Origin of the sequence: Cellvibrio sp. ARAG 10.3 (assembly GCF_051846955.1) — a bacterium.
GTDB lineage: Bacteria > Pseudomonadota > Gammaproteobacteria > Pseudomonadales > Cellvibrionaceae > Cellvibrio.
In genome coordinates this window covers 182151-193947 of record NZ_JBPYCU010000008.1, presented here as the reverse complement: position 1 = coordinate 193947, position 11797 = coordinate 182151, and the positions used below count along the sequence as shown (strand labels likewise).

General features: G+C 52.3%; 14 protein-coding genes and 1 tRNA gene. 12 read left to right on the top strand and 3 right to left on the bottom strand.

The annotated features are described in order from the left end of the window. The first annotated feature begins 114 nt into the window (after window positions 1-114). Window positions 115-1074 (top strand): magnesium/cobalt transporter CorA, encoded by a 960-nt coding sequence (gene corA / locus ACSV5M_RS12320; RefSeq protein WP_439176530.1) that lies wholly within the window; start codon window positions 115-117, stop codon window positions 1072-1074. A 102-nt stretch (window positions 1075-1176) separates the two neighbouring features. After that, window positions 1177-1836, top strand: coding sequence for an HAD family hydrolase (locus tag ACSV5M_RS12315; RefSeq protein WP_439176529.1), 660 nt, complete (start codon window positions 1177-1179; stop codon window positions 1834-1836). 5 nt (window positions 1837-1841) lie between these two features. On the opposite strand, the gene ACSV5M_RS12310 is transcribed toward ACSV5M_RS12315, so the two are convergent. Continuing rightward, window positions 1842-2162, bottom strand: coding sequence for a hypothetical protein (locus ACSV5M_RS12310; RefSeq protein ID WP_439176528.1), 321 nt, complete (start codon window positions 2160-2162; stop codon window positions 1842-1844). Window positions 2163-2418: 256 nt separating this feature from the next. Between ACSV5M_RS12310 and queE the strand changes: the two genes are divergently transcribed. The 9 genes from queE (at window position 2419) to ACSV5M_RS12265 (ending at window position 9360) form a co-directional block, all read left to right on the top strand. Further along, window positions 2419-3069: a 7-carboxy-7-deazaguanine synthase QueE gene (gene queE / locus ACSV5M_RS12305; protein ID WP_439176527.1), complete on the top strand. Its 651-nt coding sequence runs from the start codon at window positions 2419-2421 to the stop codon at window positions 3067-3069. A gap of 35 nt (window positions 3070-3104) precedes the next feature. Further along, entirely contained in the window at window positions 3105-3782 is a 678-nt protein-coding gene (gene queC, locus ACSV5M_RS12300; protein WP_439176526.1) for a 7-cyano-7-deazaguanine synthase QueC, read from the top strand. Between the two features lie 124 nt (window positions 3783-3906). Continuing rightward, window positions 3907-3982 (top strand) — tRNA-Lys (locus ACSV5M_RS12295). 110 nt (window positions 3983-4092) lie between these two features. Further along, a complete protein-coding gene (gene nadA / locus ACSV5M_RS12290) occupies window positions 4093-5151 on the top strand; it encodes a quinolinate synthase NadA (RefSeq protein ID WP_439176525.1) in 1059 nt (352 codons plus the stop codon). A 115-nt stretch (window positions 5152-5266) separates the two neighbouring features. After that, entirely contained in the window at window positions 5267-6142 is an 876-nt protein-coding gene (dapA, locus tag ACSV5M_RS12285) for a 4-hydroxy-tetrahydrodipicolinate synthase (RefSeq protein ID WP_439176524.1), read from the top strand. 18 nt (window positions 6143-6160) lie between these two features. Continuing rightward, window positions 6161-7378: an outer membrane protein assembly factor BamC gene (gene bamC, locus ACSV5M_RS12280; protein WP_439176523.1), complete on the top strand. Its 1218-nt coding sequence runs from the start codon at window positions 6161-6163 to the stop codon at window positions 7376-7378. A 9-nt stretch (window positions 7379-7387) separates the two neighbouring features. After that, entirely contained in the window at window positions 7388-8146 is a 759-nt protein-coding gene (locus ACSV5M_RS12275; RefSeq protein WP_439176522.1) for an MBL fold metallo-hydrolase, read from the top strand. 46 nt (window positions 8147-8192) lie between these two features. Then, window positions 8193-8903: a phosphoribosylaminoimidazolesuccinocarboxamide synthase gene (purC, locus tag ACSV5M_RS12270; RefSeq protein ID WP_439176554.1), complete on the top strand. Its 711-nt coding sequence runs from the start codon at window positions 8193-8195 to the stop codon at window positions 8901-8903. A gap of 187 nt (window positions 8904-9090) precedes the next feature. Continuing rightward, the gene (locus ACSV5M_RS12265) at window positions 9091-9360 is read left to right on the top strand and encodes a PilZ domain-containing protein (RefSeq protein WP_087468689.1); all 270 of its coding nucleotides are present in this window, start codon (window positions 9091-9093) and stop codon (window positions 9358-9360) included. A gap of 58 nt (window positions 9361-9418) precedes the next feature. On the opposite strand, the gene ACSV5M_RS12260 is transcribed toward ACSV5M_RS12265, so the two are convergent. Beyond that, window positions 9419-9919 (bottom strand): leucine-rich repeat domain-containing protein, encoded by a 501-nt coding sequence (locus tag ACSV5M_RS12260; protein WP_439176521.1) that lies wholly within the window; start codon window positions 9917-9919, stop codon window positions 9419-9421. A gap of 273 nt (window positions 9920-10192) precedes the next feature. On the opposite strand from ACSV5M_RS12260, the gene ACSV5M_RS12255 reads away from it, so the two are divergent. After that, window positions 10193-10843 (top strand): OmpA family protein, encoded by a 651-nt coding sequence (locus ACSV5M_RS12255; RefSeq protein ID WP_439176520.1) that lies wholly within the window; start codon window positions 10193-10195, stop codon window positions 10841-10843. A 65-nt stretch (window positions 10844-10908) separates the two neighbouring features. Here the strand turns inward: ACSV5M_RS12255 and ACSV5M_RS12250 are convergent, their stop codons facing one another. Further along, a complete protein-coding gene (locus tag ACSV5M_RS12250) occupies window positions 10909-11796 on the bottom strand; it encodes a DUF6999 family protein (protein WP_439176519.1) in 888 nt (295 codons plus the stop codon). Window position 11797 lies beyond the last annotated feature (1 nt).

Genomic DNA, 11797 nt, shown 5'->3' with positions numbered 1-11797 from the left:
GGGCAAATGATGCGCTTATTTTTTTCGATAGCTCCCAAAAAAGCCGTCACGCGTCAACAGGATATGCTATAAGCCCTTGCATGGTTGTAATGCATTCCTTGAGGAGCAGCACTGATGTTGAGATTGTTCAAGATTCAAGGTACCACCTTGCGTGAAGTGCCCGCGCAACAGGAAGAAGATACCAAAGTTTCGCTCGCCAATGCCGTCTGGGTTGATGCCCATGAGCCCAGCGAAGAGGAACGTGAAAACCTCAACACCTTTTTACGGGCCGAGCTGCCGGAATCGGACGATGTAGAAGAAATCGAATTCTCTGCCCGCTATTTTCAGGACAGCGCGGGCATTCATGTTCACTCCCTGTTTCTTTCGCCCGGTGAGGCAGGCCGGCACAACACCGTGACGGTTGCGTTTATCTTGCAGGACAAACGTCTGCTGACCGTGCGTGAGGGGGATCTGGCCGATTTCCGTTTGTTGCGCATGCGCGCACGCCGCGGGCAGGTGCAGGTCAGCTCGCCGCAAGATTTATTGATCACCATGTTTGAACAAAAGGTGGAGAATCTCGCGGATGCCCTGGAGGATATCCATCGCAAACTGGAAGAGGTCAGCCACATGGTATTGGAAGATGCCGACGCCGAGTTGGAAGATGCCATTGACCGCCTCGCCAAGCTGGAAGACAGCAACGGTAAAATCCGCTTGTGTCTAATGGATACCCAACGCTCCATTTCATTTATGCAGCGCCATTTGCGTGAACACTTTGAATTGCAGGAAACGGCGCGGGAAATTAAACGCGATGTGGATACCCTGATGTCCCACACCGCTTTCCTGTTCGACAAGATAAACTTCCTGATGGATTCCACCCAGGGTTTTATCAATATCGAGCAAAACCAGATCATCAAAACCTTCTCTATTGCTGCCGTTATTTTCCTCCCGCCAACCGTGGTGGCCAGTTTGTACGGAATGAATTTCGAATTTATGCCTCATATCCATTGGCAGTATGGATTCGAGTTGGGTTTGTGTCTGATGGTGTTAAGCGCCTTGGCGCCTTACTGGTATTTCAAGAGCAAGGATTGGTTGTAAGCGGGGCGAGCACTGCTCGCCTTGTTGGTGTGTCCCTTCTAATAAGAAATTCCCCTGTTTTAGCTTCTGTGCTCTTTCTCCTTAATTGAGGACCCTGATGTTATGTCTGTTGTTTTTGAAGCGGTGTTATTTGATTGTGATGGTGTATTGGTGGACTCCGAGGTCATCGCGACCCGTGCGTTGCATCGATCCTTGCAAGACATCGATATTGTTATGAGTCTGGATGAGGTGGGCAAAACCTTTACCGGACAAAGCTTTGCCCAGTGTGTTGCATTGATAGAGGCGCATCGCGGCAGTCCGTTGCCGGAAAACTTTATGGAAGATAATCGCCGCTATTTCCGTGAGCTGATGGAGCGGGAGCTGGTGGCGATGCCCGGTATCACAGAGGTTTTGCAATCCCTGGATGTGCCCTATGCCCTGGTGACCAATTCCCAGACCCGCGAGCTGGATGTGAAATTGACCCATACCGGACTGGATAGTTTTTTTCCGTTAGAACGTCGCTTTGACACAGAGACGGTGGGTGTTGCCAAGCCAAACCCGGAAATCTATCAGCGGGCCGCAGCGGCCCTGGGCTTGAATATCAAACGATGTTTGATTGTGGAGGACAGCTTCCCGGGAGTCAGCGCCGGGGTTCACAGTGGTGCGACTGTGTGGTGCTATCGGCCGCATTTAACCCAGGAAGAGCTGGATGAATTTGGGGTGACCTGCGTGTTTACCGAATGGCAGCAATTCATGCCGCTGTTCAAACAGGCGCAAGATTAACGCCGTTATTCCTCCACCCATTCCCAGCGCAAGGGCTGGCCGAAATCATCCAGGATGACGCGCTTGCGTGGTCGCGGCCTGCGCTGGCTTTTGTGAAGTGGAAGTTGAGGCTTACGGCGCGCTTCTATGGCAGCGACAACCTCCGGGACCGGCGTACGGTCTTCTGCACCCTGGCCATCAAAGATGCTGACCAAGGGGCCGTGGGCGTTCTCGCGACCACTTACGCCACGCGGCACCTCTTTTACGGCGCCGCCATGACCGAGAAACTCGCTAACCTGTTGATTGAGTTCATCGCGCAATTGACGCTTGGTTTTGATCGGTTTCATGGTGCTGATCAGGTATCTCTTTCATCAGATATCTTTCTAGTCAGATCCCTCTCGCTGGAGCCGGGGGAGCCGAAACGGTTGCCGGTATGTGCCCTCTGCCTGAAGCGTGCAGACGACCACTCAGGATACCAGCCCGCTCTGTGGCAGACAAACCTGGCGCTCGCATAGTCGTAAGGGTTTGGGTAAACTGCGCGTCTTTTCCTGCTTGGCGGGCGTAGCGGGAGCTCGTCCATCGCCCATCGCGGCCAAATGTCTTATGACCGATATAACCCTGAAAATCACCGAGATTTTTTATTCCCTCCAGGGCGAGTCCAGCACTGTCGGGTTGCCGACGGTGTTTGTTCGCTTGACCGGCTGCCCCTTGCGTTGCGGTTACTGCGACTCGGAATATGCCTTCTACGGTGGCGAGCGGTTTACCCTGGAGGCGATTCTGGAAAAAGTGGGCAGTTATCGCCCGCGCTATGTGTGTGTTACCGGCGGTGAGCCCTTGGCGCAGCGGGATTGCACGGTCTTGCTGACACGGTTATGTGATGCGGGTTATCAGGTATCGCTGGAAACCAGCGGCGCCTTGCCGCTGGATGATGTGGACGCAAGGGTGATCAAGGTCATGGACCTCAAGACGCCCGGTTCCGGTGAAGTGAATCGTAACCGCTGGGAAAACCTGCCGTTGCTGCGACCGCAGGATCAGGTGAAATTTGTTATTTGCGATCGCGAAGATTATGAATGGGCGCGCTTCAAGCTGGACGAACATAGCCTGCATGAACGGGTCGGTGAGGTGCTCTTCTCGCCCAGCTTTGGCCAGATAGCACCGGTGCAACTGGCGGAATGGATCATTGCTGACAATCTGCCGGTGCGCTTCCAATTACAGCTCCACAAACTATTGTGGAACGATACGCCCGGTCACTGACAATCCGCACCTGAGACTTAATGAGGTTCAGACGTATGAGTCAAAAAAAAGCTGTGGTACTTGTTTCCGGTGGGTTGGATTCCACCACTGTGCTGGCCATTGCCCGCAGTCAGGGGTACGCGTGCTACACCATCAGTTTTGATTACGGTCAGCGTCACCGCAGTGAGTTGTTGGCGGCAGAGCGCACAGCGACTTCATTAGGCAGCGTGGAGCACAAGGTTATCAAGCTGGATCTGCGGAGTATTGGTGGGTCGGCGTTAACCGATGATGCCATCTCGGTACCGGAAGAAGAAACCAGCGGGATTCCGGTTACTTATGTGCCGGCACGCAATACCGTGTTTCTGTCTATTGCCCTTGGTTGGGCTGAGGTCCTGGGTGCGGATGATATTTTTATTGGTGTCAATGCCGTGGATTTCTCAGGCTACCCGGATTGCCGGCCCGATTACATCGCCGCCTATGAAGTGATGGCGAATCTGGCGACCCGTGCCGGCGCGGAAGGCAACCGCCTCAAAATCCGCACACCGCTTATTGATCTGAGCAAGGCTGACATCATAAAGCAGGGGCTTGCCCTAGGTGTGGACTACAGTTTGACAGTCTCCTGTTACCAGGCGAATGATCGCGGCGAAGCCTGCGGCAAGTGTGACAGCTGCCGGTTGCGCAGCGCCGGATTTGCCCAGGCTGGCGTCGCAGACCCAACACTTTATCGCAGTTGATCCCGTCCGATTCGCCGAGGTTGTGCATCTTTTAACCCATTGTTTGACAGAGCATTTTTTCATGGCCAATCGCCAAAAAGCGCTTGTTTTTTTTGTTTAAGTCTTTAATATACGCGCCTCTTTTGGGTCGTTAGCTCAGTCGGTAGAGCAGTTGGCTTTTAACCAATTGGTCGCGCGTTCGAATCGCGCACGACCCACCATAACAAAAAGGGGATGCCAGATGGCTTCCCCTTTTTTATTGTCAAATGAATGTGAAAGGGCTGTCTGGCCCTTGTGGTAGAATCCGTCACCTTCACTTGAGGCAACTGTGATGTCAAAACCTGTGATGATTGCCACTAATCATGCCCAATCCGCACAAGCGCTGGTGCAGGAACATCTGGCCCGCGCCTGGAGTGCGCCGCAGTACACGCCTGAGCAAGAGGCGGATTATAAAGCTCGCATTACCACATTACTCAAGCAGCACAATGCGGTGCTGGTTGCCCACTATTACACAGATCCCCTGATTCAATCGCTCGCGGAAGCCACCGGCGGCTGCGTGTCTGACTCCCTTGAGATGGCGCGTTTTGGCAAGAACCATCCCGCCACGACCCTGATTGTCGCCGGCGTGAAATTTATGGGCGAGACCGCCAAAATTCTCACGCCGGAAAAACGCGTACTGATGCCGACCCTGGAGGCAACTTGCTCGCTGGATATTGGTTGCCCCATTGACGAGTTCTCAGCCTTTTGTGACCAGCACCCGGATCGCACCGTGGTGGTTTATGCCAACACCTCCGCCGCGGTTAAGGCGCGCGCCGACTGGGTAGTGACCTCAAGTATCGCGCTGGATGTGGTGGATTACCTGGACAAACAGGGCAAGAAAATTCTCTGGGCACCGGACAAACACCTGGGAAGCTATGTACAACAAAAGACCGGCGCCGATGTACTGCTGTGGGACGGCGCCTGCATCGTGCATGAAGAATTCAAAGCGCGCGGTGTTATCGATTTGCAGACCCTCTACCCGGAAGCGGCCATCCTGGTTCATCCCGAATCGCCGGCGGCAGTGGTTGAGTTGGCTGATGTGGTCGGGTCTACCTCGCAATTGATCAGGGCCGCGCAGACGCTGCCCAACCGTGAATTTATTGTGGCCACGGACCAGGGCATTTTTTATAAGATGCAGCAGTTGAATCCGGATAAGGTATTTCATATCGCACCTACCGCTGGCAGTGGTGCCACGTGTCGCAGCTGTGCCAATTGCCCGTGGATGGCCATGAATGTGCTCGATAATCTCGCCACCGTTTTTGAGCGCGATGACAACGAAATCCATGTTGAGCCAGAGCTGGCTCGCCGAGCGATGATTCCGCTGCAGCGTATGCTGGATTTTAAAAAGTAAGCCGGGCCGATTGCGCCGCAACGCGCTTGTTTCGTGCGGCTCCTCTCAGTACCATTGCGCCTTTGCATTTTCATGAACATCATCCGTCTGGTGTTCGTTAACAACGGAGTTTCTAATGATTCAAGGCAGTATGGTTGCCCTGGTAACCCCCATGACCCCCGACAATGCACTGGACTGGGCCAGTTTGCATAAGTTGGTGGATTGGCATCTGGAGCAGGGCACAGACGCCATTGTTGCGGTCGGCACCACGGGTGAGTCTGCTACCTTGAATGTTGAGGAACACCTGGAAGTTATTCGCAAAATCGTTGATCAGGTCCATGGCCGTATTCCGGTAATTGCCGGAACCGGCGCTAATTCGACCGACGAAGCGGTGGAGCTGACTGCTGCCGCCAAAGCGGTAGGCGCGGATGCTTGCCTTCTTGTAACGCCCTATTACAACAAGCCCACCCAGGAAGGTCTCTTCCTGCACCATGAATTTATCGCCAGGGCGGTGGCTATTCCGCAAATCCTGTACAACGTACCGGGGCGCACCGGCGTGGATATGCGACCGGAGACGGTGCTGCGTCTGGCGCAGGTTGATAACATCATCGGGATTAAGGAAGCCACGGGTGATCTTGAACGCGCAAAGACCCTGATCGAGCAAGCTCCGGCAGATTTTGTTGTCATCTCCGGCGATGATGCTACCGCTGTGGAATTGATGCTTTTAGGTGGCAAAGGGGATATTTCTGTCACCGCAAATGTCGTACCTGCTGCCATCGCTCGGATGTGTGAGCTGGCAATTGCCGGACAGGCTGAAGAGGCGCGCGCAATTAATGACCGCTTGCTACCCTTGCATGCCGCCATGTTTGTTGAATCCAACCCGATACCCGTCAAGTGGGCGGTAGAGCAGTTGGGTTTGATCCAGTCCGGTATTCGCCTGCCGCTGACACGTCTGTCGGCGCAGTATCACCCACAGGTTAAATCCGCCCTGCAATCCGCCGGGCTGTTGTAGAGACGATTCATGAGAATAATGACTGTTAAAAAGTCGCCAGCTTTTTATGTGTTACTGGCGCTGCTGAATGTTTCACTGTCTGGTTGTGGTTTTTTCTTCGGTGATGATGGCGTGTTTCGCAATCGCGAAAATGACTACCTGATGGCCGATAATATTCCTCCTTTGGTTTTGGATGAAAGTCTGGATAAAAGCGCCTTGGGTGAACTCTATCCTATTCCCCCCATTACCGAGTCGGATTTCGGCTATGAAGCTGATCCGGAAAACAACGAAATTCCCCGGCCATTACCGCTTTCGGCAAACATGCTGGAAGAAAGCGTCAAGATTCAGCGCCTCGGACAACAGACCTGGATCCTGATGAATGTGGCACCGGGAGAAGTCTGGCCGCGTGTACGCCACTTCCTTAATGTTAACGGGCTGGCGGTAGCGTCTTCTGATATCAGCAGTGGTGTTATTGAAACTGACTGGATTCAGTTCAAGACTGATCTCAGTACTTACGATAAATATCGCATTCAGATAGACCAGGGCGTCCAGCCGGAAACCAGCGAGATTCATATCATTCATTTGAGTGTGCCAACGGGTACAACACCGCCCTCTCCAGTCAATTGGCCGCAGGCCTCCGTCGATGCGGAAAAAGAAAAATGGTTATTGGATGAGTTGGCAGCCACGCTAGCCAGCGATACAACGGAAGGTGGCACTTCGTTGCTGGCCCAATCCATTGGCGGCTCTACCAAAGCCAATCTGGGGATTCTACGTAACGAGCCGGTGATGCGCCTTAAGCTGGATCGTGCACGTACATTGGGTACCTTATCTCACGCCGTCAAACAAGAAGGCTTTTCACCCTATGAAAGCGATGCGGCGACAGGCATCTTCTATGTGCATTACCGCAAGATAGATCCGGAAGGGCCAGGCTGGTTCAGCCGCAAGTGGAGCAGTATCAGAAACGCCAGGTGGGTGACTGCGATCTTTGGTCAGCCGGAAGACGAGCTGATCAAGTTAAAAAGCCCCTACACTCTGGAAGAGCTGACAGCACACTTGCCCCAAGGTGCGGAGCTTGATGAGGCGCCTTTATCGAACCGTAAAAAAGAGCAGAACCTTCCGGATGCACCGGGTTATCTGGTGATGGTGTCGGGCGAAGAAGGCGATTTGGTGGTGCGCGTGCGTGACCCATACGGCAAGCGTCTTGAGCCGCGCAAGGCGCGCGAGATGCTGACTATCCTGCGGAAGAACCTCATTTAAGGAAACGCCATGCGTTTTGCATCGCTGGGCAGTGGCAGTCGTGGTAATTCCACCCTGGTGGAGTGGGCGACAGGTGCACTGCTCATCGATTGTGGTTTCAGCCTAAAGGAAACCGAACAGCGTCTTTTAAGGCTCGCCCGCCGCCCAGATCAGCTGGCGGCGGTTCTCGTTACCCACGAACACTCGGATCATATAAAAGGCGTTGCCGCCTTGGCGCGTCGTTACCAGATTCCGGTTTACATGACGCCCGGTACCTTTCACAGTCGCAACCTGGGTGAACTCCCTGACCTGCGCCTGATTCACGCCTACACGCCGTTTGAGATTAACGGCCTGACCGTCAGGCCAGTGGCTGTTCCCCATGATGCCCGGGAACCGGCGCAATTTGTTCTTGAATTTGCCGGTCTCCGCTTGGGAATACTGACCGATTTGGGTAGTATTACGCCCCACGTTGAGGCCTGCTACCAGTCCTGCGATGCGATGGTGCTCGAAGCGAATCATGATCCGGCGATGTTGGCTTATGGTAGCTATCCCCCCTCGCTCAAGCAGCGTGTAGGCGGGCAATGGGGGCATCTGAGTAATCAACAGGCTGCCGGCTTCTTGCAGCGTGTTGATACCCGGCGACTGCAACACCTGGTAGTGGCGCATATCAGCCAGCAAAACAATACACCGGCATTGGCACAGGCGGCCCTGATGCCGGTAACGTCCCAGATCAAACAGGTAACCTACGCTTGTCAAAACGAAGGTTTTGATTGGCTGACGTTGGTGTAACCTGATTTAACCAACCGATAGTTTCTTATTTACAGCAGGCACCATGATGGAAAAACGCGAACAACTCTACGCGGGTAAGGCAAAATCTGTTTTCAAGACTGATGATCCGGATCGCTTGATCCTGTTATTCCGCAACGATACCTCGGCGTTTGATGGCAAGCGCATTGAGCAGTTGGATCGCAAGGGCATGGTGAACAACAAGTTCAATGCCTTCATCATGGGTAAATTGCAGGAAGCCGGTATTCCCACGCATTTTGAAAAATTGCTCTCCGATACAGAATCCCTGGTAAAAAAGATGGACATGATTCCGGTGGAGTGTGTCGTGCGTAATATTGCTGCCGGGTCCATCACCCGCCGTCTGGGAGTGCAGGAAGGTATTGAACTCAACCCACCTACCTTTGAATTCTTCTTAAAAAATGATGCCTTGGGCGATCCGATGGTCAATGAGTCCCATATCCAGTCGTTCGGCTGGGCCACGGCTGAGCAGGTCGCGCGGATGAAAGAGTTGACCTTCAAGGTCAACGACGTGCTAAAGGGCTTGTTTGCCAGCGGCAATATGCTACTGGTGGATTTCAAGATCGAGTTCGGACTGTTCAAGGGTGAGGTTATCCTGGGCGATGAATTTTCGCCCGATGGTTGTCGTTTGTGGGACAAAGACACCCGTGAAAAGCTGGATAAAGATCGTTTCCGTCAGAATCTCGGTAATGTCGTGGAGTCCTACGAACTGGTAGGCAAGCGGCTCGGGCTGAGTTTCTAAGTCCTGATGGGCGCTATGCCCGTGTGTCGTGCATCACGCTAAGGGGCTCCGGCCCCTTTTCTTCAGCCAAATTTTGGCCCAGTCCGCTTTCAATGTGGCAGAACTGTTCTATGCTTGTTAAAGCTTGCCGGAGATAGGCATTTTTGCGCCGAGTACAATTAACTTTCAGAAAATCAGGAGCTTGACTGTGATTGAACGTCGCATGTTTGAACGCACATCGACCTCGGTAAGAGTAGAAATGAGTCATCCGAGCTTCGGTACGATTGTAGGATTTACCAAGGATATATCTGATGGTGGTGCACTTGTTCAGATTGAAAACCAGCCTAACCCGCCGGTCGGTACGGAGGTGATGGTACGTTTCAAGAAAGCGGTAGGACCTATCAATATTGATCCGGTGAAGATGAAGGTCGTTCACCAGTTGCGTAATACCATTGGCTTGATGTTTGTGGGCCGTTAATTATCTCTCCTGGCTGACGCATTTCTGTGTCAGCCGCTCCGGAAACAGCGCACAGTGCCTAGCGACACTGTTCCGGTTTCAATATCTCTGCACCGGTTTCCCTCATATTCTCAGCCAACTGGTTGACATCGGTACATTCAAGTTGAGAATTTTGCTCCAGATCCACTTGCACCAGCTTCAACAACCCTAACAGCGGTGCAACGTCGTCAAGTTGATTTTTGCGCAGCACAAGGACTTTCAACTGCGTCAGTTTAACGAGTGGTGCTAATGTGCGCAGCTGATTTTCGGCCAGGTTAAGCTCTTGTAATGCACCAAACCGCTCCAGTCCCGCAAGGCTGGAAATACCGGCATTGCTGCAATTAAGAAAGTTTAACTGCGAGGCTCCGGTGATTTTTTCATCCGTTATGGTTTGCTCTACACACTGGCGAAGGTTGTCGTCAGCTATTTGATAGTCGGTGAATAAAGGCGCCGGTGTATAAACAACATTATCATTGACGCTGACAGAATAACCGCACGCTCCTGCCAGGCCTGCGCCAATCAACGCTAGCATTCTGCCCATATAAAAAGAGTTCATTGCAATGTTATCCGCCTAAGTGTCAGAGGAATGTCAGACAGCAGTCTATTAAAAAACAATTTAATATGGCTATCCAGCCTAAAGCTGAACCCATGCTGAATCTTGCAGGGTGGCTACACAAAACCAAACGATTGAACTGCCGAATGGCGTGCTGGTCTATTGTGCCGATAAAACTTTGACAAAACACCATTTAATTTTCTTAAAATACTGATATCTTGCTAACCAAATTCCATCATCTGTCCCACAAGAGGAAGCTTCATGAAACCGTTGATTGCATTATTGTCCGCATTGTTTTTATTCGGTTGTATGTCAACAGACCCTTACACCGGTGAGCAAAAAGCCAGCAACACAGCGAAGGGTGCAGGAATCGGTGCCGTAGCCGGCGCCGTTGTCGGTGCCGCATCCGCTAGCAAGAGTGATCGTAAAAAAGGTGCATTGACTGGCGCATTGGCTGGCGGTGCTATCGGTGGGGGTGTCGGTTACTACATGGATCGCCAGGAAGCGGCATTGCGTCAGCGTTTGCAGGGTAGTGGTGTTCAGGTACGTCGTGAAGGTGACAAGATTTATTTGATTATGCCCGGCAATATCACCTTTGCTACAGGCAGCGCTGTTATCCGTTCCGACTTCTACGATGTGCTGGACTCTGTTGCCCTGGTGTTGGCTGAATTCAACAAGACAGCAATCAAGATCAGCGGCCACACCGACTCCACTGGCGGGGCACAATTGAACCAGACATTGAGTGAGCAGCGTGCAAACAGCGTACGCAATTACCTGTCAGAACGTAAAGTGGCTGCGGGTCGTATCCAGTCTTATGGTTATGGACCACGCTACCCCATTGCAACCAACGATACTGAAGCCGGTCGTCAGGCAAACCGTCGGGTTGAATTGGAATTGTTGCCGCTTGAGTAATAACAGAGCGTGTTAAAAAAAGCCGCCCCTTGAAGGCGGCTTTTTTATGCATAACTCAGTGATTTTTATGAATGGTTCAGCGATTTATTTTTCATTTCCATCAATAAAGCATGCAGCATTTCGGTAGACAATCCATGCAGTACCAGTCGGTGACCTGCACGCAAGGTGCTCATTGGCACCAGCGGATGTTTGTTATTCAGCAGGATAAGGTGTTCCGGTGACTGTAATATTGTGGCGACGTAAATCCCGATGACTTCGTCCAGTTGCAGCGAGTTGGAGGCACGCCAGAAATCATTGTCGGTCAGGAATAACTGGTACGTCGGCGTAAACAACTCGATTGCCGTTTGTAAATCAATGAAATTTGTCCAGCGGTTGGGCAACGAAGGTAAATCCAGATCCGGTTCATGAATCATACTGAAATCAGGGCTGGATACTGGCGCCAGTGCCAGTCCTTGATCGCGCAGCCCCTGATTCAGCCGAATAACAAAATTAAATAAATTCAAATCGTGTTTCAGAAAAAACTCATCTTTCAAGTCATCCAGTTTTTTGGGTTCCAGGGGATCGGTGATGGTCTTTACGGGCGCATTGGCCGCGATAAACCCCAGGATCTGTGAACCCAGGTGGAAGTGCCGCAAGACCAGCCAGTTGGCTTCGGGCGTAACAAAATATTTCAGGCCTGTGGCGAGAATCCAGTGAAGTAATTTTGATGCGGCCCAGTGGCGTGGCAACACAGATTTCAGGATTTGTATCAGTACAATAAACGTGCGTGCGATGGGACGCGCGAAAGGCAATAGAAATTGCCGTGACCGTGAGCCTGAATCAGTGAGCCATGCAGCTTTAACGTGATCGGGCAGGGGCGTGCTGCGATCCAGATACAAGGCCAACCACGGGTTGGGGTCGCGGGGATCAAATGCTTCCTGAAGAAAAGGCGGAAGCGGTGCATCCTGTTTCATG

Excerpts from the sequence above, each read along its gene's own strand:
- corA (WP_439176530.1), top strand. The coding sequence starts at position 115 with ATGTTGAGATTGTTCAAGATTCAAGGTACCACCTTGCGTGAAGTGCCC.
- ACSV5M_RS12315 (WP_439176529.1), top strand. The coding sequence starts at position 1,177 with ATGTCTGTTGTTTTTGAAGCGGTGTTATTTGATTGTGATGGTGTATTG.
- ACSV5M_RS12310 (WP_439176528.1), bottom strand. The coding sequence starts at position 2,162 with ATGAAACCGATCAAAACCAAGCGTCAATTGCGCGATGAACTCAATCAA.
- queE (WP_439176527.1), top strand. The coding sequence starts at position 2,419 with ATGACCGATATAACCCTGAAAATCACCGAGATTTTTTATTCCCTCCAG.
- queC (WP_439176526.1), top strand. The coding sequence starts at position 3,105 with ATGAGTCAAAAAAAAGCTGTGGTACTTGTTTCCGGTGGGTTGGATTCC.
- nadA (WP_439176525.1), top strand. The coding sequence starts at position 4,093 with ATGTCAAAACCTGTGATGATTGCCACTAATCATGCCCAATCCGCACAA.
- dapA (WP_439176524.1), top strand. The coding sequence starts at position 5,267 with ATGATTCAAGGCAGTATGGTTGCCCTGGTAACCCCCATGACCCCCGAC.
- bamC (WP_439176523.1), top strand. The coding sequence starts at position 6,161 with ATGACTGTTAAAAAGTCGCCAGCTTTTTATGTGTTACTGGCGCTGCTG.
- ACSV5M_RS12275 (WP_439176522.1), top strand. The coding sequence starts at position 7,388 with ATGCGTTTTGCATCGCTGGGCAGTGGCAGTCGTGGTAATTCCACCCTG.
- purC (WP_439176554.1), top strand. The coding sequence starts at position 8,193 with ATGGAAAAACGCGAACAACTCTACGCGGGTAAGGCAAAATCTGTTTTC.
- ACSV5M_RS12260 (WP_439176521.1), bottom strand. The coding sequence starts at position 9,919 with ATGGGCAGAATGCTAGCGTTGATTGGCGCAGGCCTGGCAGGAGCGTGC.
- ACSV5M_RS12255 (WP_439176520.1), top strand. The coding sequence starts at position 10,193 with ATGAAACCGTTGATTGCATTATTGTCCGCATTGTTTTTATTCGGTTGT.
- ACSV5M_RS12250 (WP_439176519.1), bottom strand. The coding sequence starts at position 11,796 with ATGAAACAGGATGCACCGCTTCCGCCTTTTCTTCAGGAAGCATTTGAT.